A 24,588-nucleotide genomic window follows, 5' to 3' on the forward strand; every position below is an offset into this window, starting at 1 on the left:
ACCAAAAGATTATACAATGAAAAAAAAATCCATCTTTACCGTACTGACAGCCATGATGCTTCAATCCGGTTCCCTGCTTAATGCACAACAGCTTAATCCTACAGGAATATGCTATGTGGAAGTGAACAACAACAACCTCCTGAATGCAGGAGCGTACAAACTGCAGACATCAAACAGTTATCTGTTTAATGTGGTGAATATTTTTGCGGCCAACATCAATTACGATACCAGCCGTGGAAGAGCCTATCTTTATTCTAATAATAATGTAACCAAGGTACTTACCAATGCAGATACCTACATAAAGCCCCTTCAGCAGAAAGGTATTAAAGTGGTGTTAACTGTTTTGGGAAACCATCAGGGCGCAGGAATATGCAATTTCCCAACCCGTGAATCGGCTAAAGATTTTGCACAGCAGCTAGCCAATACAGTGAATACTTACGGTTTAGATGGAATTGATTTTGATGATGAATACTCCGATTATGGGCAAAATGGAACAGGACAGCCTAATGACAGCTCATTTGTAATGCTTGTACAGGAACTGAAAGCTCTTTTGCCGGATAAAATAATATCTTTCTATTATTATGGTCCCGCATCTTCAAGACTTTCCTGGAACGGAATCAGGGTAGGAGATTATGTGAACTATAGCTGGAATGCGATGTACGGTACATTCTCTGTTCCCAATGTACCTCCGCTTACCAAAGCACAAATTTCTCCGGCAGCAGTATGGATGGGAAATACTTCCAATTCTACAACCACCAGTTTGGCAACGCAGACAAAAAATGGCGGATACGGAGTATTTATGTGGTATGATCTTCACGGAACCAATGAGACAGCACAACTTTCAGCAGGAACTCAAACGCTATATGGACAGCCAACAGTACTGAGCGGAACTTTACAATCGTGGACGCAAGGTACAAATTGTGATGCTCCAATTGGGCTGTACACCAGTAATGTGACAGGAGCCAGTGCAAAACTGAACTGGTCTGCAGTAGGAACCAATACTTATGATATTGATTATAAGCCAGCTTCTTCAACTACCTGGACGAATGCGGTATCTGCAACCGGATCTACTTCTGTAACGATTTCCGGATTAGCAGCCAATACTGAATACGACTGGAGAATCAGAACCAACTGCAGTGTGAAAAGCACCTATATGTTCGCTCCAAGATTTAAAAGCAGCTCAGGAACAACACCTACAGGATCTTACGCTTTATCTCTGGATGGTAGCACTGAATCGGGAGCAGCCGGAAATCTTAATCTGAGTGGTTCTGCGTTATCTTTTGAAGGCTGGATCAAACCTTCATCATTCAAATCGGCTTCTCCATACATTTCTTCTATCATGGGAACCGAGGTAAGTGACAGCAATTCTGCATTCTTACGATTGGGAGATGCCAGTCTTGCCAATAATAAGCTTCAGTTTGTGGTAAGTATCAATAATGTGCAGCAAAAACTGGCTTCTGCAACAGCTTTGAATGCGAATACATGGTATCATGTTGCGGCAACTTATGATGGAGCCAATATGAAAATTTATATCAACGGAACACTGGACACCACTAAAGCACAAACCGGAAGCGTTACCTCAAATGGAGCATTCAATGTAGGATATTTGTACAGTACATCTAGAAATTTCAATGGAAAAATAGATGAAATGAGAGTTTGGAAACGGGCATTAACTCAGACAGAGATCAGTCAGAATATGTGTAATGTATCAGTTCCGGCCTCTTCATTGGCAGCATACTGGAAGTTTAATGAAGGAAGTGGTTCTACAGTTCAGGACAGCTCAGGAAATGGAGTTAGCCTAACATTAACGGGTGTTGATGCTTCCAACTGGGGAACAGATCTGCCTTGTGCAACCGGAACTTCAAAACTGGCAAGAAATACAGGAAATCAAAAGGCGCTTGATGGTGGACTGATAAACAGTAAAACCTCAATACAACTATATCCTAATCCGGCAAATACATCATCCATCCTTACGATATCCGTCCCAGACGAATACAGCAAAGGAAAATTGAAGGTTTATGATCTTAATGGAAGAATAATAGACACAAGATTACTCAATGCTGGCAATAACTCCTATGAGCTGACCCGATTTTCTGGTGGAAACTATATTCTTCAGTTCGAATCTCAGGATGGAAGCTTGAAACAGACAGAAAAACTAATGGTAAAATAATGAAACAAGTCATTGAGCTCTGTCCCAATGGCTTTTCCAACTATAAAATTGATATACTATGAGAAAAAAATCCTTTTTTATTCCTTTGATGGCTCTGATGCTTCAGACAGCTCCATTGCTCAAAGCACAACAGCTTAATCCTTTAGGAATATGTTATGTGGAAGTAAACAACAACAATCCGCTGAATGCAGGTTCTTACACTTTACAAAATACCAACAGACAGCTTTTTGATGTGGCGATTATTTTCGCAGCTAATATTAATTACGATGTTTCGAAAAGCAGAGCATATATTTCGAATAACAATAACGTTACCAAAGTACTGAATGATGTCAATACCTATGTAAAACCTTTACAGCAGAAAGGGATTAAAGTATTGCTGGATCTTTTGGGAAATCACCAGGGAGCGGGAATTTCGAATTTTCCCAATCGTGAAGCGGCTAAAGATTTTGCTTTACAGGTTGCAAACACCGTCTACACCTACGGTTTGGATGGTGTAGATCTTGATGATGAATACGCAGGATATGGAAATAATGGAACAGGACAGCCTAATAACAGCTCTTTCGTAATGCTTTTACAGGAATTGAAAGCGGCGATGCCGGATAAACTGATCACATTCTATTACTATGGACCAGCTACCACCAGACAGACTTACAACGGAGATCTGGCAGGAAATTATATCAACTATACCTGGAACGCTATGTACAGTACTTACAATGCACCTGTTGTTCCCCCATTGGATAAAACCAAAATTTCAGCGGCTGCAACATGGATTCAAAATTCGAATTCCAGCTCTACATCTGCTGCAACATTGGCCAATCTAGCAACGAGTTCAAAAAATGACGGCTATGGAGTATTTATGTGGTATGATTTAGGAGGAACCAACGTAGCCAACTATCTGAGTACAGGTTCCAATATTCTCTACAACGAAAATACGACTTTAAGCGGGCAGCTTTATTCCTGGTCTCAGGGGCAAACCTGTGATCCGCCTTTAGGTCTTGATGTTTCAAACGTAACAGGAACTTCCGCTACACTGAACTGGACTTCTAATGCTTCTCAATCTTATAATATCGATTATAAACCTGCCAATTCAACAGTCTGGACCAACGTAGCCAACAATTATTCAGGAAACAATATTATGGTGAATAACCTAACCCTGAATACAGATTATGACTGGAGAATACAATCCAATTGCTCACCGACATTAACAAGTACATATATTTTTGCTCCAAGATTCAACTCCGGAAACGGATGTGCCACGCCTTCAGGACTCACTTCCGGAAGTTATCTTGGTAGTACAGCCCAGGTATCATGGGATGCCGGTGCTGCATCTTCATATACATTGCAGTACAAAACGACGGCAGCTACAGTATGGTCTGAAATTCAGAACATCACCACGAATACATACGCATTACAAAACCTGACTCCCAATACCAATTATGTATGGAAAGTACAGGCAGCCTGTAATGGAGGTACTACAAGTACCTATTCCGGAGAAGGAACATTCAACAGTGGTTTTGCACCGGTGGCCAGTCCTGGCCCAAGATCACTTTCTTTTAACGGAAGCACCAATTATCTTAATGCAGGGCAATTTAATCTGAGTGGAAATGCGATGACCTTTGAAGGTTGGGTGAAAGTAAATGCTTTTAAAACAGGATTCCCTTACATTTCATCAGTGATGGGTATCGAAGTAGGAGATAATAATTCTGCCATGCTTAGATTTGGAGACGGAAATCTGGCGAATAATAAACTTCAGTTTATTCTGAGTTTTGGATCTTCACAGGTGAAACTTAATACCAATGCCACATTTAATACCAATACATGGTATCATATTGCAGCAACTTATGATGGAGCTGCCATGAAACTGTACGTGAATGGTACCCTTGATGCCAGTGCTCCGGTTACAGGTAACTTTACAGCCAATGGGATCCTTTATCTGGGAAGAAACTACGACAATTCCCGTACAATCAACGGTTTCCTGGATGAATTCAGAGTATGGAAAAAAGCGTTAACGCCACAGGAAATCCTAAGCAACAGCTGTAATGTTCCTGCTAACTCCACAGGTCTTGAAGCCAACTGGAAAATGGATGAAGGAAGTGGAAATGGTGCTTTAGATGCTACTGCAAACACTCACTTCGCAACGCTGGTAAGTATGACGGATGCCAACTGGAAAACAGATGTTCCTTGTACAGCTTCTTTATCTGTAAAAGACATTGAAACTTCTAAAGAAAGCAATGCCGCTTATCCAAACCCTGTAAAAAGAGGAAGTGATATTCACTTTACGATTACTGGTAGCTCTACAGCGGAGGTGGCGATTTTCGATGTTTCAGGAAAACTATTGAAGAAACAGGATATTAATCAAAATAATAATGTGATGAATACACAGGATTTAATCAGTGGTACTTATATTTACAGAATCACAGCTTCTGGCAATAAGGTGGTATCATCCGGTAAAATCATTGTGAAATAAAACTCAGATACAATTGATCTGAAAATAATAAAGACTGAGATACAAAACAGACAGGCAGGCTATCAGTTCCTGTTGGTCTGTTTTTTCAGTCACACAGAATAGCTTGAATTTAAAATATAAAATAATGCAGAATATAGTAGGAATCGATATTGGAGGTTCTCATATCACACTGGCGCAGGTAGATCCTGAGAAACGTGAGATCATTTCTTCAACGTATGTAAGGGAGCATGTAAATTCTTTTGATAACAGAGAGGTTATTTTCGCTGCATGGGTTTCAGCCATAGAAAAAGTTGCCCATGATCTTGTAAAAGAAGATCTTTTAATAGGAATTGCAATGCCGGGGCCGTTTGATTACGAAAACGGAATATCGCTGATGCAGCAGGGAAAATTTATTGATATTTATGAAATAAACATTAAAGAAGAATTAGCAAAAAGATTGGCTGTTTCTCAGGATCAGATCCACTTTGTAAATGATGCTGCTGCCTTTATGGAAGGAGAAGTGTTTGGTGGGTGCGCACAGGATTTTAAAAAGGTTTTTGGGGTGACGCTGGGAACAGGATTGGGAACCACGTTCTTCAACGGAGAACTGGCTACTGATGAAGATTTATGGGATTCTCCTTTTAAAAACTCTATCGCTGAAGATTATTTGGCAACCCGATGGTTTGTGAACCGTTATAAAGAGCTTACAGGAGAAGACATTTCAGGAACCAAAGATTTACTGGATAAACCGGAAGCTATTCAGAAACAGATATTCGACGAATATGCAGATTATTTCTCTGAATTTATTGTGAAATATGTTGATCATTATACCCCCGAAGCACTGGTGATAGGAGGAAATATTGCAAAAGCTTATCCTTATTTTGAGTCGAGATTTATTCAGAATTTAACAAAGAATAATATTAACTTGCAGGTTAAAATTTCTGCCATATTTGAAGATGCCGCCATTCTGGGAGCGGCCAGCTATGCACTAAAAAAAGCTTATATAAATTAACAAACGAAACGATACAATGAAGTTTATATTTTCTACCTGCTTACTTTTATTACAGGCCTGGGCCTTTGGTCAGAATGTATCTCCCGTAGATTATGTGAATCCTTTGATGGGGACGCAATCCAAACCCTCATTGTCCAACGGAAATACCTACCCGGCAGTCGGACTTCCATGGGGAATGAATATCTGGACTCCTCAAACCGGAAAAATGGGAGACGGATGGGCATATACCTACGATGCCGATAAAATAAAAGGATTTAAACAAACGCACCAGCCTTCTCCGTGGATGAATGACTATGGTGCATTTTCCATCATGCCGGGAGTGGGAAAATTGAAATTTAAAGAAGAAGACAGGGCAAGCTGGTTCAGTCATAAAGCTGAGGTGACGACCCCTTATTTCTATAGCGTATATCTGGCAGACATCAACGTCACTACAGAATTTACTCCAACAGAAAGAGCCTCTTTTTTCAAATTCGATTTTCCAAAAACAGACAGTGCGTACGTAGTTATTGATGCCTTGAACAAAGGTTCTTACATTAAGATTTTACCAAAAGAAAGAAAAATTCTGGGCTATACAACAAGATATTCTACCGGGAAATATGAGAACTTTAAAAACTACTTTGTCATTCAGTTTGATAAAGATTTTGAACTGACAAAAACCTGGAAAGATGATAAATTGGTAAACGATCAGTTAGAAATTACCAGTGATCATACAGGGGCTGTCGTAGGATTTAAACTTAAAAATAAAGAAACGGTTTACGCCAAAGTAGCCTCTTCTTTCATCAGCTTTGAACAGGCGGAACTAAATCTTAAGAGAGAAATCGGAACCAAAAACTTTGAACAGGTAAAAACTGATGCTAAAAATATCTGGAATAAAACTTTAGGAAAAATAGAAGTAAAAGGAGGAACAGATCAACAGATGAGAACCTTTTATTCTTCTTTATACAGAACGTTGTTCTTCCCACAAAAATTATATGAAGTAGATGCTCAGAACAAAATAAAACACTGGAGCCCTTACAACGGAAAAATTGTTGACGGAAGAATGTTTGCGGGAACAGGTTTTTGGGATACGTTCCGCGCTTTGTATCCTTTCCTGAATCTTGTTTATCCAAGTATCAATGTCGAAATGCAGGAAGGTTTGGCCAATGCTTATAAAGAAGGAGGATTCTTACCAGAATGGAGCAGCCCGGGATATTCTAATATTATGATTGGAAACAATTCCGCATCAGTAGTAGCGGATGCTTATATAAAAGGGCTTCGCGGATATGATACGGAAGCGCTTTGGCAGGCAGTAAAACATGGCGCAAACAATGCTGGTCCTATAGAAGCGGTAGGCCGTGCAGGAGTAGAATATTACAATACATTAGGCTACGTTCCTTACGATGTAAAGATCAATGAAAATGCAGCAAGGACATTAGAATATGCTTATGATGATTTCTCAATTTACCAATTAGGAAAAGCATTAGGAAAGCCAGCTTCAGAGATTGATATCTATAAAAAGAGAGCCTACAATTATAAAAATCTGTTTGATAAAGAAACGGGGTTAATGCGTGGTAAAAATAAAGACGGTAATTTCCAGAAACCTTTCAATCCTTTCAAATGGGGAGATGCTTTCACTGAAGGAAACAGCTGGCATTACACATGGTCGGTTTTTCAGGATATTGACGGTCTTGCAGAACTGATGGGTGGAAAAAAGAAATTTGAAGCCAAATTGGATGAGGTATTCTCTTTACCTCCGGTATTTGATGACAGCTATTACGGAGGAGTGATCCACGAGATCAGAGAAATGCAGATCATGAATATGGGACAGTATGCTCACGGAAACCAGCCTATCCAACACATGATTTACCTGTACAACTATGCAGGAGCACCTTACAAAACGCAATACTGGGCAAGACAGGTCATGAACAAATTGTATCATGCTACTCCTGATGGATATTGTGGTGATGAAGATAACGGACAGACTTCTGCATGGTATATTTTCTCAGCTCTTGGGTTTTATCCGGTGACGCCGGCAACAGATCAGTATGTTTTAGGAGCGCCATTGTTTAAAGAAGCTACCATTCATCTCGAAAATGGTAAGAAAATTGAAATAAAAGCACCTGAAAACACAGCTGATAATTTATATGTAAAATCATTAAATGTAAATCAACAGCCTTATTCCAAAAATTGGTTGAGCCATAAAGAATTGATGAACGGAGCTGTTTTAGATTTTAAAATGGATAATAAACCCAACAAAGAAAGAGGGACACAGGAAAAAGATTTTCCCTATTCAATGTCAAAAGAAGAATCAAGCAAATAATTTTTTAATTAAAAATAAATATCAAGCTGTATGAGTACAGAAAAAAAAGAAATATTCGAGAGAGTAGAGAAAATGCTGCAGACACAAGGTTTTAACATCGCAGCAAAAGATGATACAAGACCATGGGGAGGTTTTTTTGTAATAGATGAAAACCAGGCACAGGATTTTGCCAACCAATATTTCGATGGTATTGATGTAGATAATTTGAGAATAGGAGGGAAACTAAGCCCCAAAATTCTTATCGTTGCTCCGGAAGCAAGATTAAGCTGGCAGTATCACCACAGAAGAGCTGAGATTTGGCAAGTTGTGGAAGGTACAGTAGGAATCAAAAGAAGCAATACAGATGAAGAAGGTGAATTAGGAGAGTATGGCCCTAAAGATCAGGTGAAACTTCAGCAGGGAGAAAGACACAGATTAATTGGTCTTACAGGCTGGGGAATTGTAGCTGAGATTTGGCAACATACAGATGCATCCAACCCTTCAGACGAAGATGATATCGTAAGAGTACAGGATGACTTTGGAAGATAAATAACAAAATCCGCTTCATTTGAAGCGGATTTCTTATTGGGTAATGAAGCCTGAGTCTGGAAGATGGGACTTAATGGAGGTTGTTAAAAATTCATCGTTTTCTTCTATAACTCATGCTGAACTTACAGGCTGATGCCCAAAAATAAACCTTATAGGTCTCCGAGACCTATAAGGTTTTGTGTATTCAGATTTTATCTTCAAGAAGATAAAAACTTTACTTGGTTGTGGGTGCTTCCAGATTCATTCCTTCAGCTTCCCGCTTTTAAAAGGTTACATCCAGTCCCACATAGAAATTAGCCTTCATAATAGGGGCATATACCATTCCGCCATCAAAATAATTTCCGAAAGGATTCTTAAAATCTACGATCGCGTTTTTCTGATAGTACGAAGTCAGGTTTTCACCTCCAACATACGCTCTGATCTTTTTATTGAAATTTCTTGAGATTTGAGCATTAAGCACCGCGTAAGACTCAGAATAGGTCGGAAGCTGAAATTCTGCAGGGTTGCTTGAAGTATCTGGAAGCCTCTGCTTGCCTACCCAGTTCAAAGTAGTATCAAAGCTCCAGAATGCTCCTTTGTCACTCTTATTGGTTGAATAAGCCAGATTCACAAATCCTCTGTGTTTTGCCATGAAAGGAACCTCTCTTCTTCCACCGATATAATCCGCCTGTACATCGTAATATTTGTAGGCCAGTCTTACTTCAAGGTTTTTAACAGGCATGAAATCCCATTGGGTCTGGAATGAATTCGCGAAGGATTTTCCGTCCAGATTATAGAATGTGATCTGATGTGGAGACTTATCTAAATCTACCAATACCTGATCCTGGAAATCTGTTCTGAAGAAGTCGGCAATAACGCTGGATTTTCTTCCGAATAATTTGAACTCCTGTTGTAAACTCGCTCCGTAGTTCCATGCAATTTCCGGTCTTAAACCATAAATATTTCCTCCATTAGGTAAAATATTGATCGCTCTGTTGGAAGCAAAATACTGCTGGCTTTCTGCAAACACATTCGCTGTTCTGAAACCTCTTCCCGCAGAAAGTCTTAAGATGGTCTGAGGCGTGAAATCATACTTGAAATTAAGCCTCGGTGTAAACTGAGTTCCTGCCAGATTATGAAAATCCACTCTGGTTCCTGCTACTAAAGTATATTTTAAACCTGTTAAAGTATATTCAGCGAAAATTCCAGGTACAATTTCGTTTCTTCTCATATCGTCCGTTAAATAGGTTTCTTTATAACCGTCATATAAGAAGCTCGCACCAGCCTTGTACTTGTTGTTGGTATTCCCGATGATGCTTTCGAAGATCAAATTGGAATAATACGTTTGCTGCTGTCCGTTATAATTTCTAAGCCCAAAAAAGCTGTCCTGCTGATGATACACATATTGGTTCATCCAACCGATACTTTGGTAAGGTTTTCCTTTAAAAACATATCCTGTCTTATTCCATACCTGAAATCTTGAAATATCAATTCCAACACCGTAAAGAGGCTGCTTATCCTGAGGAAGTTTTTTATCAAATCCAATCTGCCCTGCAGTTCTTTCATCACGGATAAAATTGATTCCAAAGTGAGAACCGAACCCTGATTTTTCAAGGTCATTATAATTAAGCAAATAAGCAGCATTGATTTGGCTCCCTTTCGGTCTGTCTAAGAAACCGTCTTTGTTCATATCCGTATTTCCGAAAGTTCCGTTTCCGTGAAGAAGAAAAGTCTGCGACCATTTATCGTTGATAGGAGAAACATTGGTAATATTTATTTCTGCTCTTCCATTAAAATCTGAAAAAAGATTCAAAGACGTTTCTGGAGTTTTTGCGTTTTTCAATAACTCAGTATTGATTTGTCCTGTGATACTTTCATAACCGTTTGTCACAGTACTTCCTCCTTTTGTAAGCTGAATACTCTCAATCCATCTTCCCGGAATAAAATTTAATCCGTAGGCAGAAGCCAATCCTCTGATTTCAGGCAATTGTTCTTTCGTTAAACTGGTATATTTCTGATCCAGACCCAGCATTTTAAGCTGCTTTGTCCCAGTAACAGCATTGCTGAAGGACACATCTACAGTGGCATTGGTCTCAAAACTTTCAGACAGATTACAGCAAGCAGCTTTTAACAGTTCTTTTTTATCAATATTAAAGACAAGTCCTGTTTCTTTCTTGCTTAACGCTGTAGCGGCCTTAGAACCTGTTACCACAACACCATCAATGCTTTTTTCGTGTTGAGAATGATCTTCTTTTGCCGCTGCCGCCTCGTGGTTTGTATGGTCATCATGCTTTGCCCCTTCTTCATAATGTACCTTTGGATTAGGTTCTCCAAAAGTAAAATCTCTGTCATACAAACAACAGCTTGGCAAACCATTGTAAACCGCATCTGAAGCTTTGTACTTTTCATTATCATGACCTGCATCAGCAATCGCCTTTAGAATCTTATCTGATGAGGTTTTGGATGGATCAAAGTTTAGAGTAACGGTTTGCTTTTCTGCATCCCATTCTGCAAGATCTGCTCCTGCTTTTTTGGCTGTGCTTTCAATTCTGGCTTTGCATGAAGCGCAGTTACCTCTTACATAAAATTCATTGTCTTTTTTAACAGAAGTATTAGCGCTTATATGATGTTCATGATGTGCATCTGCCTGAGAAGGCTGTTGATCTCTGTCGTAATGGCAACATCCCGGAAGTCCTTCATAAGTTGCATCGGAAGTTTTGAATTTTTCGTTATCGTGACCTGCTTCAGCCACTTTTTTCAAAACATCGTCTGGAGATACTTTATCAGTTTCTATCGTCAATGTTTGAAGATCTATAGAATAAACGGCTGTTTTTGCACCTGCTTTTTTGGCTGCGCTCTCAATTCTGGTTTTGCACATTTCACAGTTCCCTTTTACTTTGAACTGATTTTTTGAAAGAGTTTGAGCCGATACGAATTGTGTAAATAAGAATAGGGTACCAAGTAATAACCTGGAAATATATAATTTCATTTTGCTTAAAAGTTTAAATTAATTAAAAAACAGTCCATTACAGAGTGTAATGAACACATAATATTTAATTAACCTATCTTGGGCGGTTGCCAGATTTCCTTTAAACGGTCTGAAAGATAAGGATCTGAATAATGAAACTGAGGATTCTTATTCGCTTTGTAATAAGACAGTTCCAAATGGAGATTTTTTGAAAAAGGAGTTTCTATGAATGTGTAGCAGGCAACACATGACGAGCAGCAATCATCTTTGCATGATTTGGTCTTGTCCTGGGTTTTGTTTTTTTGAGAAGAGTGGTTTTTACAACAGTCACTCTTCTTGGAAGATTCTGCTTTACAACATGTTTCCTGCATAGCCTGCGCATAGAAGTTATCCTTAGGAATCAGAAAGACTCCTAAGCAAAACACTATTGCAAGTATGTGAAACAGCTTCATATCTGCAAAAATAAGAAATTTATGGCAATGGATCACCAACTTTTACCGAGCAGTTATGCCAAGGCTCTCCATGTGCCGGATTTGCTTTGGGTTTTTCACCCATTGCAATGTTTTGTGATGCTGGAGCCGGAGGTGGGGTTACCTGAACTGCATTTTGAGCGGGTTGTGGTGCCGGTGCTGGTTTGCTGTTGAGCGGTTGTCCTACAGGAATATCACATCGGTGTCCCGGTTGCCCGTGAGGAGGATTCATCCCCGGAGCTGTTTTTACCTGTTTGCCATTGTTGTCGATTGCAATTTTACCAGGTGATACTGAATTAGGATCAATCTGAATGGTATTGGTTCCTCCTCCCACATTAATGCTCTGAGGGGCAGGAGCCGTATTATTGGCTGGCTGGCTGTTTAGAGGTTGTCCTACAGGAATATCGCATCGGTGACCGGGCTGTCCGTGAGGAGGATTCATGCCTGGCGCGGTAGCCATAGGAGTAGGGTTGGGATTAGACTGAATTCCAGCCTGCTCCATTAATGCTGTTTTAGAAGTGCTGTTTAAAGCTACATTGGGCTGGGTAACGCCTGCTTCTTCTTTTAAATAAGTTGCTCTTTCATCTTTTTTACAAGATGTTGCTAATAGTGATACGGTGATCAAACCAATAAATGTATTCTTCATATCCATGGGTATGAAACAAAATTAGCAAAACATTTTCAATTGTTTTGCTAATTTTATATTTATAATTTGATTTTCAGACTAATTTTTTACTAAAAGTCTAAATCCTTCCCCGTGAACGTTGATAATTTCCAATCCTTCGTCGTCTTTCAACAATTTACGAAGCTTGGCAATATATACGTCCATACTTCTTGCGGTGAAGTAATTTTCTTTTTTCCAGATTTTTCTTAAAGCAAGATCTCTTGGCATGAAGTCGTTTCTGTGGATGCAAAGAAGTTTAAGCAATTCGTTTTCTTTAGGAGAAAGCTTGTATTCTTTGTCACCTACTTTCAGCTGTCTAAGCATAGAATCAAAGAAGATATTGCTAATCTTGAACTGCTCCTGCTCTTCATTTTCCAGTGTAGAACTTCTCTGAAGAATAGCTTTTATTTTATATAAAAGAAGTTCGGTATCAAAAGGTTTTGTGATATAGTCATCCGCTCCCAGTTGGTATCCTTTCAAAATATCTTCTCTCATGTTTCTTGCCGTAAGGAAAATGATAGGTGTATTTTTATCAATCTTTTTTACGTCTTCAGCTAATGAAAACCCATCTTTTTTAGGCATCATTACATCAAAAATGCAGATGTCGAATTCATTTTCTGTAAATTCTTTAAGTCCCTGCTCTCCATCAGTGGCAAGAGTTACTTCAAAATTATTGATTGTCAAATAATCTTTAAGCACCGCCCCAAAACTCTGATCGTCCTCTACTAATAATATTCTGTTGCTCATAACTTTTACTAATTAATGATTACTGTTAAGAATGAACGTTTTCACTCTATCTTCTATATTTTGATATTTGGTTTCCCCTTTATGATATTGTCCTTAGGAATAGATATTCCATTATTAATTATGCCATTGGCAGTTTGATTGTAAACTTGCTTCCTTTTCCTTTGTGAGAGTCTACAATAATCTCTCCTTTGTGGAGTTCCACAATTTTTTTAACGTAAGAAAGTCCCAGCCCTTGTCCTTTTACGTTATGTATATTTCCGGTTTCTTCTCTGAAGAATTTTTCGAAAATCTTGGTTTTATTCTGAGTTTCCATTCCCATTCCTTTATCTGAAATTTCAATGACGTACAAAGAACCTTCATTTCTTGTTTCTACATGAATTTCAGGTGCTTCCGGTGAATATTTATTAGCATTGTCCAGAAGGTTTACCAGCATATTCGAGATATGGAACTCATCTATTTTAAAGTTATAATGAGTCGCATTGAACTGCTGGGTAAGAGATCCTTTTCTCTGTTCCACAATCAGATTGAAAGATTCTGTTGTTCTTTTAATGAGCTCTCTTACATTGGTCTCTTTTAAGAAAAGTTCTACTTCATTTCGTTCAAGCTTAGACATGTTGAGAACATTTTCCACCTGCTTTTTCATCCTCAGATTCTCCTGTTTAATCAGTTCTGAATAATATTTTACTTTATCCGGGTTGGTTGCAATCTTATCATTAGCCAAAGAATCTGTTGCTACAGAAATTGTCGCTAAAGGTGTTTTGAATTCATGAGACATATTGTTGATGAAGTCGGTTTTTACTTCAGCAAGTTTTTTCTGCCTCATCATATAATTGATGGAGATAATGTAAATTCCCAGTATGGTAAGAAGAGAAAGGAAGGTACCTAAAAGCATTGGCCAGTTGTTCATTGCCAGTGCATATTCTTTTTTCGGGAAGACTAAAGCAAGGCTGTAAAGCGTATTTTTTTTATCTGTAAAAAGAGGATAACTATAGGTATTGCTGTCTTTTTTCTCTTTATAGGCTTTATTAGCAATGCTGGTCAGCTTACTGTTATTATCTAAAACTCCGTAACCAAATGTTGCCGTGATTCCTCTTATTTTCAATTCTTTGGTAATCACAGAGTCAAGAGCTTTAGGATCAACTCTTTTGGTGATAGGAAGGTTTTTGCCATATACTTTTACAAATTCCTTCATAGAATAATCTCCTGTTTCAATATCCTGATTGAGATCCGTAGTCAGCAGTTCACGATTGGTGGTGTCTCTTTTTATTTTATAGGCTGCTTCATCCGTATAAAGCGTTGTCAGCTTTACAGAGTCTCCTTTTTTAGAGATAGGAAGCTGTGTATTTGAAATAATATTTTTAGAATAGATGATCTGTCTTTGAGTTCCGGAATCTTCTACCTGCTGAATCGTGGTTAAAGAAGGTTGCTTACTATTGGCAATAATATTCTTTCTGAAGTCTTTAATGTCTTTATTCAGATATTTGTCGGCTTCAATTTCTTCAATACTTTTTGAAGTACTTTCCAAAACAGCATATACTTTATTTGAAAAATCCTGTTCCAGTACACCGTAATAGCCTTTCAACCAATAAAATTGGAGCGTCACAAAGACAATCAGTGAGATCGTCATAAACACTGAAATTATTGGGATGAATTTGTTATTCATTATTTAATTGTATATGTTTTGGAAAGATGAATGTTAAAATTAATTGTTTTAAGACTACATAAACAAAAAACGAGCCAAAAAATTGTTTTTTTTCTCTTAAAAGAGTGTTTTTTAACAATTATTTATGAATTATATTTTACTTGTCATACGAAAAGTCCTTTCTATAAATAAAAAAGGTAACTTTATTGAAAATAATTACTTATGGAATCTAATATCATTTTCAACAAAGATTTTGACTCGAAGAGTACGTATGTCATGAAAATTTATGATGCCGATGTTTCAAAAGTATGGGATAGTTTTACCCGATCCGAACTACTGGACCAATGGTGGGGGCCCAAACCGTGGCGATGCGAAACCATAAACCAGGATTTTAAAGAAAATGGAGTCTGGCTGTATGCTATGGTAGGCCCAAATGGTGAAAAAGCCTACTCCCGTTCGAAATATGGTGAAATCATTCAGCATAGAAGTATCGACTGGATGAGTGCCTTCTGCGATGAGAACGGAAATATCGACGAAGATGCACCGCAATCAAAATGGCTGATTGGCTTTACGGGAGTGGAAGAAGGAACAAAAGTAACGGTTAATATTCATTATCAGTCCCAGGAAATTATGAAGAAAATGTTTGATATGGGTTTTGAAGGTGGTTTTACCATAGGGCTTACTCAGCTGGAAGATGTTTTGAAGGTGTATAAAAAGTAAAATCAGACCTGTAGGATTGAAATATAAAAAGCTTGGAAAATATCCAAGCTTTGTTTTTATAGTAATTCTTCTTCCTGAAAGTATTGAATAATAGCCTTCTTCATGAGCAAAGCCTGTTCATTAGGCTTTAATTCCGGAAGGTCTTCCAGCTTTTCAAACTGAGGCCATCCGTCTTCATAGTGAGAGAATTTATAATATCCAAAAGGCTCCATCAGCCTGCAAACAGCAATGTGAATAAGATTCACTTTATCGTCTTTTGTGTATTTCTGTTGACCACTTCCCAGTTCCCGCAGCCCTATGAGAAATAATAAGGTTTCAACAGGTGGATTTTTTTCCGTCTGGAAGTTGTCTTCAAAAAACTGTTCTATTTTTTTCCAATATTCGGACTCGTTCATAATATATTTAAATGATAAATGATAGTTGATCAATGATAAAGTTAGTTCTTTAGCATTTTTCTATAGGAAGAAGTTACTTTCAGTATTTCTTCAGTTTTTGTTTTTATATCTGCAATAATTTCTTTTTGAACATATTCCAGTTCCTCTAACATTTCAAGCCAAAACAACGTTTCATCAGTTTCTTCAATCTTTAGAAAACCGTTCAGCTTTTGATCTTGCTCTGCATATAGCTCTATAATTAGCAGCCATAGAAGTAGAAGACCGGAATATTTGTTTTCTGATCACAGAAAAGGCTTCATTATGTGGAATTTTAGAAAATTCTTTAATGATCATGATGGCTAGCTGCTTTGTTTTAAAAGCAAAAATTGTATTATAATCCGGGCTATCCATCATTTATCATTTATGAATTACCGTTGATCTTTAACAGGAAGGCATATTCCAATGCATCTTCTTTTAAGGATTCAAATCTTCCGCTGGCCCCTCCATGCCCGGAGCTCATATCTGTTTTGAATACCAAAATATTGTTGTCTGTTTTCAACTCTCTTAGTCTGGCTGTCCATTTTGCAGGTTCCCAATACTGCACCTGAGAGTCGTGGAACCCTGTAGTGATCAGCATATGTGGATACTCTTTAGCTTCTACATTATCATAAGGAGAATAGTCTTTCATATAATGATAATATTCTTCATCATTAGGATTTCCCCATTCATCATATTCTCCGGTAGTTAAAGGAATAGTATCATCCAGCATGGTGGTAACAACGTCTACGAAAGGTACCTGTGCAACAATTCCATTGAATAACTGAGGTTCATAGTTCACTACTGCCCCTACAAGAAGACCTCCTGCACTGCCTCCCATGGCGTACATATGAGCAGATGAAGTATAGTTTTCTTTTATCAAGTATTTTCCGGCATCAATAAAGTCGAAGAAGGTATTTTTCTTAAACAGCATTTTTCCCTCTTCATACCATTCTCTACCCAGGTATTCTCCTCCGCGGATGTGAGCAATAGCATAGATGAATCCTCTGTCCAGAATTGATAATCTTACGTTAGAGAAACTGGCATCTACGGTATGGCCATAGCTTCCATATCCATATAAGAGAAGGGGAGTATCTGCTGATTTTTTGGTGTCTTTATGATAAACCAGAGAAATTGGAATTTTAGTTTCTCCATCTCTGGAATCTGCCCATATTCTTTCAGAAATATAATTTTCAGCAAAGAATTTTCCGCCCAGTACTTCCTGTTGTTTCAGAAGTTGGGTCGTTTTTTCTTTCATATTATATTCGTAAGTCGAACTTGGCTGTGTTAAAGAAGTATAGCCGTAGCGCAACACTTCGGTGTCAAATTCAAGGTTGATTCCAATATAGCTGGTATACGTAGGATCTGAAAACGGCAGATAGTGAGACTCCTGAGTTTTTTCATCAATAATTTTAATTTGAAGCAATCCTCTTTCTCTTTCTTCAAGTACCAGATAATCTTTGAAAATTTCAAAACCTTCCAACAAAACTTCAGAACGGTGAGGAATAACGTCTGTCCAGTTTTCCATTCCGCAATTGCTGATCTTTGTTTTTACGATTTTAAAGTTTGTGGCGTCATCGGCATTGGTGATAATATAGAATTCATCTTTATAATGTTCTACTGAATATTCAAGATCATCAATTCTTGGCTGTATAATGGTCCAGTCTGCAAATACATTGTCGGATGGGATGAAACGGTGTTCATCAGAAATAGTACTGGAGCTGGCAATGAAAATATACTGTAGAGATTTTGTTTTAAAAACATTCACATCGAAGGTTTCGTCTTCTTCATGAAAGATCAGAACATCTTCAGAAGAATCTGTCCCTAGCTGGTGCCTGTATACCTGAAAAGCACGCAGACTTTTATCTTTTCTGATATAGAATACGTGTTGGTTGTCATTGGCCCAAACTGCTTTTCCTGTTGTATTGGGAATGCTGTCTGAAAGAATTTCTCCAGTCTTTAAATTTTTAAAGTTCAACGTGTAGATTCTTCTTCCTATGTTATCGGAAGAAAAAGAAGCCAATTCGTTACTAGGGCTTACGGCAACACTTCCTACTTCAAAAAAGTTTTCACCTTCAGCTAAAATATTTACATCAAGAACAATTTCTTCCTCGTTATCCAGGCTTTTGTATTTTCTGCAGAAGATAGGATATTCTTTACCTTCTTCATATCGTACGATGTACCAGTATTCGTTGAATATATAAGGAAGAGATTCGTCATCTTTTTTGTAACGGGCTTTCATCTCTTCAAAAAGGTCTTCCTGAAGAGCTTCAGTGTCTTTCATGATGAATTCCTCATAAGCATTTTCTTCTTCAAGATACTTGATGACTTCGGGATTTTCTCTTTCGTTGAGCCAAAAGTAGTTGTCAATTCTTCTGTCACCGTGAGTTTCTAATATTTTTTCTATTTTTTTTGCCTGTGGAGCTTTCATCCTATATTTTAATTTTTTACGTACTGTATATTGATATTCTACAGTGTCGTTGTATTCATTGTTAATTCTTGTTCAAATATAAGAAAGGCTGTTAAATTTTTGGTAGCCTTTGTACGTAATATTGAATGAAAGAATTATTTTTTACTGTTTTACTGTTTTTACTCATGATGGAATTGGAGGGGAATCGAGTTATAATGAGTTTAATCTGTATATCTTTGATCGATGAATTCAAGCTCGATTCTATCAATTTTTATACATAAAAAAACCACCTTCTTTATTGGAGAGGTGGTTTTCAAATGTTGGTAGTAAGGATTACTTGTGAAGAGCCTTAATATATTTTTCAAGGGCCATTGTCATAGAAGGAGTTTCCTTTGTTGGGGCCATTAGATCTACTTTTAATCCAGCTTCTTCTGCGGCTGCTAAAGTGGTATTTCCAAAAACACCGATCTTTGTTTCATCCTGCTTGAAGTCCGGGAAGTTCTGTTGTAAAGATTTGATTCCTTGTGGGCTAAAGAAGATTAGCATATCATAATCTTTTACATTGATATCTGTAAGATCACTGCATACTGTGCGGTACATGATCGCTCTTGTCCACTCTACATTAGAAGTATCAAGGGTTTTTACAATATCCGGGCTTAATACATCTGAAGATGGCAACAGATACTTTTCAGAAGGGAATTTTTTGAAAAGAGGAAGCAGGTCTGCAAAGTTTTTCTCTCCAAAGCTGATCTTTCTTTTTCTGTACACAATGTGTTTTTGAAGATAATTGGCAATTGCTTCCGACTGGCAGATGTATCTCATTGTATCAGGAACCGCAAAACGCAGCTCTTCTGCAAGTCTGAAGTAATGGTCGATCGCATTCTTACTGGTAAATATAATACCGGTATACTGTGTCAGATCTATTTTTTGTGTTCTGAGTTCTTTGTTGTCAACCCCCTCGACGTGGATAAATGGGCGGAAATCAATCTTTATTTTTTCCTTCTTCGCTATATCCAAATATGGAGAAGATTCACTAGGCGCTGGTTGAGAAACCAATATAGACTTTATTCTCATCATTGACATTTATTAATAAAATAACAACTTCCAAAGCAATAACAATGGTGCGATTTGGAGGGTGCAAATATACAAAAATTTATAATACCATTTCTCAGGAAGAATCTTGTTCTTGTGAAATAAATAGAAAAAAACTTTGAAAATAAACACAAAAGCAAAGAACAGGAAATAATATAGAAACATTCTATTCTTATCGATTGGAAAATAATAATGGGCTACACACAGAATTATCATCAAAAAAGAAAGAATAAAATAAAATTTGGTAGAGGTAAAATAAAAAATGGTCCATCTTTTTCCGTCCCCTATACTTTGATAAAATAAAAAGCCTAAAGTAGACCTTGTCATATAAAAAAGCAGTACTGTAATAAAAGTATAACCAAACTTATTCAGCTGATATCCCAAAACCTGCAGGTCGGCAATATATTTAGGAACAATAGGAATATACTGTGAAATTAACACCGAGAGCGTAAGGGTTATCACGCAGGATGTTATAATCCAGCTCGGAAGATTGTTGCTCGCATCAAAATATTTCTGAAGCAGAAAATCCTTAAGACTGGCATCCCTTTCTATAATGTTCATCATAAAAACATATAAAAATATACAGCCTACGAGTATAAAGATTACCCAGTCATTATTCTCAGGTATTCTTACATGATTGATGAAGTTTTGTGATGACGGCAAAATTTATTTTTTTAATTTTTATTTAATTCCAAAATTCACAGCTTGGCATACATTTTCTTAACGCCTCATCTATGAAAATTATTGCTTTAAATATATGCTCCCGTTAATTTCGCTTACGATTCAGATTCGTGGAATAAAAGTTTCTGTTTCATTCGCTTAATCCGTGAGAAATATTTTTTGCAAAATTATAGATTATTTTGTATAAAATAAAAAGGTTAAATAAACTATCTTTGCAAACTGAAATGAAAAAACTCGTCATTATCCCAACGTATAACGAAAAGGAAAATATTGAAAATATTATTTCCGCGGTTTTTGCATTGGAGGATGACTTTCATGTATTAGTAGTGGATGATTCTTCTCCGGACGGAACTGCAGAATTGGTAAAAGATTTACAGAGAAGACACCCTCATTACCTGCATCTGTCGGTAAGACATACAAAGGACGGGCTGGGAAAAGCATACATTCATGGTTTCAAATGGGCCATCGAAAACAATTATGATTATATTTTTGAAATGGATGCCGATTTCTCCCACAATCCTAATGATCTTCCCAAGCTCTACGAAGCCTGCCTGAATGCCGACATGGCTATTGGATCTCGCTATTCAAAGGGAGTGAATGTTGTCAACTGGCCAATGGGAAGAGTTCTCTTATCCTATTTTGCTTCCAAATATGTAAGATCTGTTTTAGGACTGCCTATTCATGACACTACAGCAGGATTTGTCTGTTTTTCACGAAAAGTGCTGGAAGAAATTGGTCTGGATAATGTAAGACTGAAAGGCTACGGATTTCAGATTGAAATGAAATTCAGAGCGTATAAAAAGAATTTCAAAATTGTAGAAGTTCCCATCATCTTTACCAACAGAATTTTAGGAGAAAGCAAAATGAATGGTGGCATCATTCATGAAGCGGTATTTGGTGTTTTAAATTTAAAATGGAAATCCATCATCAATAGATTATGAAAAAACTGATCTTCATTTTCGTTTTGCTGGGGCTGTTTTCATGCAGTGATTTTATAGATAAGCCTAAAAATCTTGTAGATGAAGATAAAATGGCTGCCATCATAGCCGATTTGGCCATCAATGATCAGGCGATTTTTATGTATCCGAATAAAAATTTGGAAGCGGGTACAAGATTCGTCCTTAAATCCCATAATGTAAAACCGGATGACTTTGTTGAAAGTTTTAAATATTATGTGATTAAAGAAAAAATGGATGGCATAGCCAATGATGCCGAGGAAATATTGTTAAAGAAAGATCCCAAAGCGGATAAATATGTAAAAGAAAAACTGAAACAGAACGGAAATATGGCTCCAGTAGTTAGGTAAACGGGCTGTAGACTTTATTTTACACAAATCACCAGTGAAACGGTGACTTAAAAAATGTTGACAAATGAAATTTTTTAATATAGAAAAAACCTCTGAAGGAAAAGCAAGAGCAGGGGAGTTAACTACAGATCACGGGAAAATTCAAACGCCCATCTTTATGCCTGTAGGAACTGTAGCAAGCGTAAAAACAGTTCATCAGAGAGAATTAAAAGAAGACATTAAAGCTCAGATTATTCTGGGAAATACCTATCATCTTTACCTTCGTCCCGGAATGGAAACAATGCAGGATGCAGGTGGGTTGCACAAATTCATGAACTGGGACCTTCCTATTCTTACAGATTCAGGAGGCTTTCAGGTTTTTTCTTTGGCTAGCAACAGAAAAATGACCGAGGAAGGAGCAAGATTCAAATCTCACATCGACGGAAGCTATCACATGTTCTCCCCGGAGAGATCAATGGAAATTCAAAGACAGATCGGTGCCGATATTTTTATGGCTTTCGACGAATGTACCCCATATCCGTGTGATTATAACCAGGCAAAGTCATCAATGGAACTTACTCACCGTTGGCTAAAAAGATGTATCGACTGGACAAACGAAAACCCAGAATTATACGGTCATAAACAAAGGCTTTTCCCTATTGTTCAGGGATCAACCTATTCAGATTTAAGAAAAATTTCTGCAGAAGTGATCTCTGAAGCAGGTGCTGAAGGAAATGCTATCGGAGGACTTTCGGTAGGAGAACCGGAAGAAGAAATGTACAGAATTACAGATGAAGTAACAGATATTCTGCCAAAAGAAAAACCAAGATACCTGATGGGGGTTGGTACTCCATGGAATATCCTGGAATCTATCGGTCTGGGAATTGATATGATGGATTGTGTAATGCCTACCCGAAATGCAAGAAACGCAATGCTTTTCACATGGCAGGGGGTAATGAACCTTAAAAATGAAAAATGGAAGCGCGACTTTTCGCCTTTGGATGAATTTGGAACCAGTTTCGTAGATCGTGAATATTCAAAAGCGTATCTTCGTCACCTGTTTGTATCTAAAGAATATCTGGCAAAACAGATTGCTTCAATCCATAACCTTGCCTTTTATCTTGATTTGGTAAAAGTAGCAAGAGAGCACATCCTTGCAGGAGATTTCTATGAGTGGAAGAATTCTGTAGTACCGGTTCTTAGACAAAGACTGTAAGAAAATTATGCTTAAAATTGTAGACAAATATATCATTAAAAAGTACCTTGGAACTTTCAGTTTCATGCTTGTACTCTTGTCTATAGTCGTGCTCGTTATTGATGTTCAGCAGAAAATTCCAAGGATAGAAAATGCAAAGGCTATTGACCCAAAGCTTGACTTGGTGTATTTCCTGATTCATTTTTATCCTTTCTGGATTGTCAACCTTGTGGTGACTTTCCTTTCTATTCTGGTCTTTATCTCGGTGATTTATTTTACATCCCGAATGGCAAACAATACCGAAATTGTAGCCATCATCAGTAGTGGAGCAAGCTTTCACAGATTTTCAAAACCTTATTTGTATACTTCTATTTTAATAGCAGTAATGTCCCTTTTGGTCTATCATATGGTGCTTCCATGGGCTAATATCAAGAAGAACGAACTCGAAGCTTATACCTATAATGCAGCCAATAAAGAAAAGATTTTAGGAACAGCTCCTGCCTCTTCGCAGCTTAGTAAGACGGAATACATTTTTGTGGATTCCTGGAATAAAAGAGAAAAAAGAGGTTCCAGCTTTGTTTATCAGAAGTTTGATAAAGACAGAAGAATGGTATACGAGCTTAAAGCAGGTGATGTATATTGGGATAAAGAAAAAAAACAGTTCGTTTTAAATAACTTTTTCGAAAAAACAATCAATAAAGACAATTCCGAGAAGATTAATAACGGAATGGAACTTAGAAAAAACTACGGTCACTCGCCGGAAGAACTTTTCCCTAATGAGCTTCTGGGACAGAATAAAACTACACCGGAACTTTTAAAATTTATTGAGAGAGAAAAAGCAAGAGGAAACAGTAATTTGAATTCTTATCTTAACGAGCTTCATCAGAGAACTTCAATGCCTGTTTCTATTATCATTCTGACATTCTTGGCACTTTCATTATCTTCCCAAAAGAAAAGGGGAGGACTTGGGATCAACCTTGCGATAGGAATCTCTCTGGCCTTCATTTTCGTGTTTTCTTTTGAAGCATTAAAAGTTGTGTCCGAAAATAAAAGTTTGTCTCCGGCTCTGGCAATGTGGCTTCCAAACCTTGTGTTTTTACCGCTTACCCTTTATCTTTATATCAAAAGAGCCAATCAGTAAAGGAGCTTTATTTCCTTGTGATAAAAAGAGCGCAATCCGTCGTTTTCCAGTTCTATCCAGACTTGTCCTTTTTCGTCTGCATTTCGAATGATGCCATTTTGTCGCTCTTTTCCAATTTCAAAAACTGAAATCTCATCTTTGCGGAAAAGGTTTTGATTGAACATGGCCAGAATTTCCTTATCGGAAGGGATGTTTTTCAATTTTTCGGACATATACGTATGAAAGTTAAACGCGAAGTCTTCCAGATCAAAAACTCGACCTGTTTGGGTCAGGAGTGATCCTGCATTGGATATTTCATCAAATTTTTCCTGAAGAATGTTGATTCCGGTGCCTATTATGAAATAATTATTGAGATTAATTTTTTTCTTTTCTATTAATATTCCCACTATTTTTTTACCTTTAAGGATGATATCATTCGGCCATTTAATTTTTACCTCAGAATCAGCCAATATGGCAAGGAAATCCCTGACAATAATTGCGGTATAATAATTGAATATAAAGTCAGAGCACAGAATGTTTTGAGTATTCACTGCCAGCGTATACGCCAGATTTTTTTCGGCAGTCTGAGTCCATACATTTCCATACTGACCACGCCCTTTAGTTTGATTAAAAGTATGCAATCCAATAAAATTTGAATTTTCGTAAAGTAAAAACTTTGATATTTCGTCATTAGTAGAAGAACATTCTTTCAAGTAGAAGAGTTGGCTCATTTAAGAAAACTTTAAGACA

The 24,588-nt window shown here is 37.5% G+C and carries 22 protein-coding genes; 10 read left to right on the forward strand and 12 right to left on the reverse strand.

Annotation, left to right across the window (positions count from 1 at the left end):
- Positions 1-16: 16 nt before the first annotated feature.
- From ACQ76T_RS15165 to ACQ76T_RS15185, 5 genes are all read left to right on the forward strand, one after another.
- A complete protein-coding gene (locus ACQ76T_RS15165; RefSeq protein WP_431344137.1) occupies positions 17-2,170 on the forward strand; it encodes an endo-beta-N-acetylglucosaminidase H in 2,154 nt (717 codons plus the stop codon).
- 58 nt (positions 2,171-2,228) lie between these two features.
- Positions 2,229-4,637, forward strand: coding sequence for an endo-beta-N-acetylglucosaminidase H (locus ACQ76T_RS15170; protein ID WP_431344138.1), 2,409 nt, complete (start codon positions 2,229-2,231; stop codon positions 4,635-4,637).
- A gap of 124 nt (positions 4,638-4,761) precedes the next feature.
- A complete protein-coding gene (locus tag ACQ76T_RS15175; RefSeq protein ID WP_431344139.1) occupies positions 4,762-5,628 on the forward strand; it encodes an ROK family protein in 867 nt (288 codons plus the stop codon).
- A 16-nt stretch (positions 5,629-5,644) separates the two neighbouring features.
- Positions 5,645-7,927: a GH92 family glycosyl hydrolase gene (locus tag ACQ76T_RS15180; protein WP_431344140.1), complete on the forward strand. Its 2,283-nt coding sequence runs from the start codon at positions 5,645-5,647 to the stop codon at positions 7,925-7,927.
- 30 nt (positions 7,928-7,957) lie between these two features.
- Entirely contained in the window at positions 7,958-8,455 is a 498-nt protein-coding gene (locus ACQ76T_RS15185; RefSeq protein ID WP_431344141.1) for a phosphoheptose isomerase, read from the forward strand.
- A gap of 262 nt (positions 8,456-8,717) precedes the next feature.
- Here the strand turns inward: ACQ76T_RS15185 and ACQ76T_RS15190 are convergent, their stop codons facing one another.
- The 5 genes from ACQ76T_RS15190 to ACQ76T_RS15210 form a co-directional block, all read right to left on the reverse strand.
- On the reverse strand, positions 8,718-11,423 hold the full coding sequence (locus tag ACQ76T_RS15190) for a TonB-dependent receptor domain-containing protein (RefSeq protein WP_431344142.1): 2,706 nt from the start codon (positions 11,421-11,423) through the stop codon (positions 8,718-8,720).
- A 68-nt stretch (positions 11,424-11,491) separates the two neighbouring features.
- Positions 11,492-11,854 carry a hypothetical protein gene (locus ACQ76T_RS15195; RefSeq protein ID WP_431344143.1) on the reverse strand — a complete coding sequence of 121 codons (363 nt, stop codon included), beginning with the start codon at positions 11,852-11,854 and terminating at the stop codon, positions 11,492-11,494.
- 19 nt (positions 11,855-11,873) lie between these two features.
- On the reverse strand, positions 11,874-12,524 hold the full coding sequence (locus tag ACQ76T_RS15200; RefSeq protein ID WP_431344144.1) for a hypothetical protein: 651 nt from the start codon (positions 12,522-12,524) through the stop codon (positions 11,874-11,876).
- Between the two features lie 72 nt (positions 12,525-12,596).
- Positions 12,597-13,283 carry a response regulator transcription factor gene (locus tag ACQ76T_RS15205; RefSeq protein WP_002982671.1) on the reverse strand — a complete coding sequence of 229 codons (687 nt, stop codon included), beginning with the start codon at positions 13,281-13,283 and terminating at the stop codon, positions 12,597-12,599.
- A gap of 118 nt (positions 13,284-13,401) precedes the next feature.
- Positions 13,402-14,946: a sensor histidine kinase gene (locus ACQ76T_RS15210; RefSeq protein ID WP_431344145.1), complete on the reverse strand. Its 1,545-nt coding sequence runs from the start codon at positions 14,944-14,946 to the stop codon at positions 13,402-13,404.
- 201 nt (positions 14,947-15,147) lie between these two features.
- Here ACQ76T_RS15210 and ACQ76T_RS15215 point away from each other — a divergent pair, with 201 nt between their 5' ends.
- Positions 15,148-15,645 (forward strand): SRPBCC family protein, encoded by a 498-nt coding sequence (locus tag ACQ76T_RS15215; protein ID WP_431344146.1) that lies wholly within the window; start codon positions 15,148-15,150, stop codon positions 15,643-15,645.
- A gap of 56 nt (positions 15,646-15,701) precedes the next feature.
- Here the strand turns inward: ACQ76T_RS15215 and ACQ76T_RS15220 are convergent, their stop codons facing one another.
- The 6 genes from ACQ76T_RS15220 to ACQ76T_RS15245 all read right to left on the reverse strand — a co-directional run bounded on the left by ACQ76T_RS15220 (position 15,702) and on the right by ACQ76T_RS15245 (position 20,220).
- Positions 15,702-16,040 (reverse strand): hypothetical protein, encoded by a 339-nt coding sequence (locus ACQ76T_RS15220; RefSeq protein WP_431344147.1) that lies wholly within the window; start codon positions 16,038-16,040, stop codon positions 15,702-15,704.
- A 41-nt stretch (positions 16,041-16,081) separates the two neighbouring features.
- Entirely contained in the window at positions 16,082-16,192 is a 111-nt protein-coding gene (locus tag ACQ76T_RS15225; RefSeq protein WP_431344148.1) for a hypothetical protein, read from the reverse strand.
- A 31-nt stretch (positions 16,193-16,223) separates the two neighbouring features.
- Complete coding sequence (locus ACQ76T_RS15230; protein ID WP_431344149.1) at positions 16,224-16,433, reverse strand: four helix bundle protein; 210 nt, start codon at positions 16,431-16,433, stop codon at positions 16,224-16,226.
- A gap of 7 nt (positions 16,434-16,440) precedes the next feature.
- The gene (locus ACQ76T_RS15235) at positions 16,441-18,486 is read right to left on the reverse strand and encodes a S9 family peptidase (RefSeq protein WP_431344150.1); all 2,046 of its coding nucleotides are present in this window, start codon (positions 18,484-18,486) and stop codon (positions 16,441-16,443) included.
- A 312-nt stretch (positions 18,487-18,798) separates the two neighbouring features.
- A complete protein-coding gene (locus ACQ76T_RS15240) occupies positions 18,799-19,539 on the reverse strand; it encodes a uroporphyrinogen-III synthase (RefSeq protein WP_431344390.1) in 741 nt (246 codons plus the stop codon).
- A gap of 12 nt (positions 19,540-19,551) precedes the next feature.
- On the reverse strand, positions 19,552-20,220 hold the full coding sequence (locus tag ACQ76T_RS15245) for a DUF4271 domain-containing protein (RefSeq protein ID WP_431344151.1): 669 nt from the start codon (positions 20,218-20,220) through the stop codon (positions 19,552-19,554).
- 242 nt (positions 20,221-20,462) lie between these two features.
- Here ACQ76T_RS15245 and ACQ76T_RS15250 point away from each other — a divergent pair, with 242 nt between their 5' ends.
- From ACQ76T_RS15250 to ACQ76T_RS15265, 4 genes are all read left to right on the forward strand, one after another.
- Positions 20,463-21,179 carry a polyprenol monophosphomannose synthase gene (locus ACQ76T_RS15250; protein WP_422694399.1) on the forward strand — a complete coding sequence of 239 codons (717 nt, stop codon included), beginning with the start codon at positions 20,463-20,465 and terminating at the stop codon, positions 21,177-21,179.
- Entirely contained in the window at positions 21,176-21,544 is a 369-nt protein-coding gene (locus ACQ76T_RS15255) for a DUF4296 domain-containing protein (RefSeq protein WP_431344152.1), read from the forward strand. The genes ACQ76T_RS15250 and ACQ76T_RS15255 overlap by 4 nt, the downstream gene beginning before the upstream one ends.
- A 64-nt stretch (positions 21,545-21,608) precedes the next feature.
- The gene (gene tgt / locus ACQ76T_RS15260; protein WP_431344153.1) at positions 21,609-22,739 is read left to right on the forward strand and encodes a tRNA guanosine(34) transglycosylase Tgt; all 1,131 of its coding nucleotides are present in this window, start codon (positions 21,609-21,611) and stop codon (positions 22,737-22,739) included.
- Positions 22,740-22,746: 7 nt separating this feature from the next.
- Positions 22,747-23,859 (forward strand): LptF/LptG family permease, encoded by a 1,113-nt coding sequence (locus ACQ76T_RS15265; protein WP_431344154.1) that lies wholly within the window; start codon positions 22,747-22,749, stop codon positions 23,857-23,859.
- Here the strand turns inward: ACQ76T_RS15265 and ACQ76T_RS15270 are convergent.
- A complete protein-coding gene (locus ACQ76T_RS15270; protein ID WP_431344155.1) occupies positions 23,853-24,569 on the reverse strand; it encodes a biotin--[acetyl-CoA-carboxylase] ligase in 717 nt (238 codons plus the stop codon). The genes ACQ76T_RS15265 and ACQ76T_RS15270 overlap by 7 nt on opposite strands.
- Positions 24,570-24,588 lie beyond the last annotated feature (19 nt).

The organism is Chryseobacterium sp. JK1 (assembly GCF_050632815.1).
GTDB lineage: Bacteria > Bacteroidota > Bacteroidia > Flavobacteriales > Weeksellaceae > Chryseobacterium.

What these genes read in the sequence shown, in the direction of transcription:
- ACQ76T_RS15165 (WP_431344137.1), top strand. Translation starts at nt 17, where the DNA reads ATGAAAAAAAAATCCATCTTTACCGTACTGACAGCCATGATGCTTCAA.
- ACQ76T_RS15170 (WP_431344138.1), top strand. Translation starts at nt 2,229, where the DNA reads ATGAGAAAAAAATCCTTTTTTATTCCTTTGATGGCTCTGATGCTTCAG.
- ACQ76T_RS15175 (WP_431344139.1), top strand. Translation starts at nt 4,762, where the DNA reads ATGCAGAATATAGTAGGAATCGATATTGGAGGTTCTCATATCACACTG.
- ACQ76T_RS15180 (WP_431344140.1), top strand. Translation starts at nt 5,645, where the DNA reads ATGAAGTTTATATTTTCTACCTGCTTACTTTTATTACAGGCCTGGGCC.
- ACQ76T_RS15185 (WP_431344141.1), top strand. Translation starts at nt 7,958, where the DNA reads ATGAGTACAGAAAAAAAAGAAATATTCGAGAGAGTAGAGAAAATGCTG.
- ACQ76T_RS15190 (WP_431344142.1), bottom strand. Translation starts at nt 11,423, where the DNA reads ATGAAATTATATATTTCCAGGTTATTACTTGGTACCCTATTCTTATTT.
- ACQ76T_RS15195 (WP_431344143.1), bottom strand. Translation starts at nt 11,854, where the DNA reads ATGAAGCTGTTTCACATACTTGCAATAGTGTTTTGCTTAGGAGTCTTT.
- ACQ76T_RS15200 (WP_431344144.1), bottom strand. Translation starts at nt 12,524, where the DNA reads ATGGATATGAAGAATACATTTATTGGTTTGATCACCGTATCACTATTA.
- ACQ76T_RS15205 (WP_002982671.1), bottom strand. Translation starts at nt 13,283, where the DNA reads ATGAGCAACAGAATATTATTAGTAGAGGACGATCAGAGTTTTGGGGCG.
- ACQ76T_RS15210 (WP_431344145.1), bottom strand. Translation starts at nt 14,946, where the DNA reads ATGAATAACAAATTCATCCCAATAATTTCAGTGTTTATGACGATCTCA.
- ACQ76T_RS15215 (WP_431344146.1), top strand. Translation starts at nt 15,148, where the DNA reads ATGGAATCTAATATCATTTTCAACAAAGATTTTGACTCGAAGAGTACG.
- ACQ76T_RS15220 (WP_431344147.1), bottom strand. Translation starts at nt 16,040, where the DNA reads ATGAACGAGTCCGAATATTGGAAAAAAATAGAACAGTTTTTTGAAGAC.
- ACQ76T_RS15225 (WP_431344148.1), bottom strand. Translation starts at nt 16,192, where the DNA reads ATGTTAGAGGAACTGGAATATGTTCAAAAAGAAATTATTGCAGATATA.
- ACQ76T_RS15230 (WP_431344149.1), bottom strand. Translation starts at nt 16,433, where the DNA reads ATGATGGATAGCCCGGATTATAATACAATTTTTGCTTTTAAAACAAAG.
- ACQ76T_RS15235 (WP_431344150.1), bottom strand. Translation starts at nt 18,486, where the DNA reads ATGAAAGCTCCACAGGCAAAAAAAATAGAAAAAATATTAGAAACTCAC.
- ACQ76T_RS15240 (WP_431344390.1), bottom strand. Translation starts at nt 19,539, where the DNA reads ATGAGAATAAAGTCTATATTGGTTTCTCAACCAGCGCCTAGTGAATCT.
- ACQ76T_RS15250 (WP_422694399.1), top strand. Translation starts at nt 20,463, where the DNA reads ATGAAAAAACTCGTCATTATCCCAACGTATAACGAAAAGGAAAATATT.
- ACQ76T_RS15255 (WP_431344152.1), top strand. Translation starts at nt 21,176, where the DNA reads ATGAAAAAACTGATCTTCATTTTCGTTTTGCTGGGGCTGTTTTCATGC.
- tgt (WP_431344153.1), top strand. Translation starts at nt 21,609, where the DNA reads ATGAAATTTTTTAATATAGAAAAAACCTCTGAAGGAAAAGCAAGAGCA.
- ACQ76T_RS15265 (WP_431344154.1), top strand. Translation starts at nt 22,747, where the DNA reads ATGCTTAAAATTGTAGACAAATATATCATTAAAAAGTACCTTGGAACT.
- ACQ76T_RS15270 (WP_431344155.1), bottom strand. Translation starts at nt 24,569, where the DNA reads ATGAGCCAACTCTTCTACTTGAAAGAATGTTCTTCTACTAATGACGAA.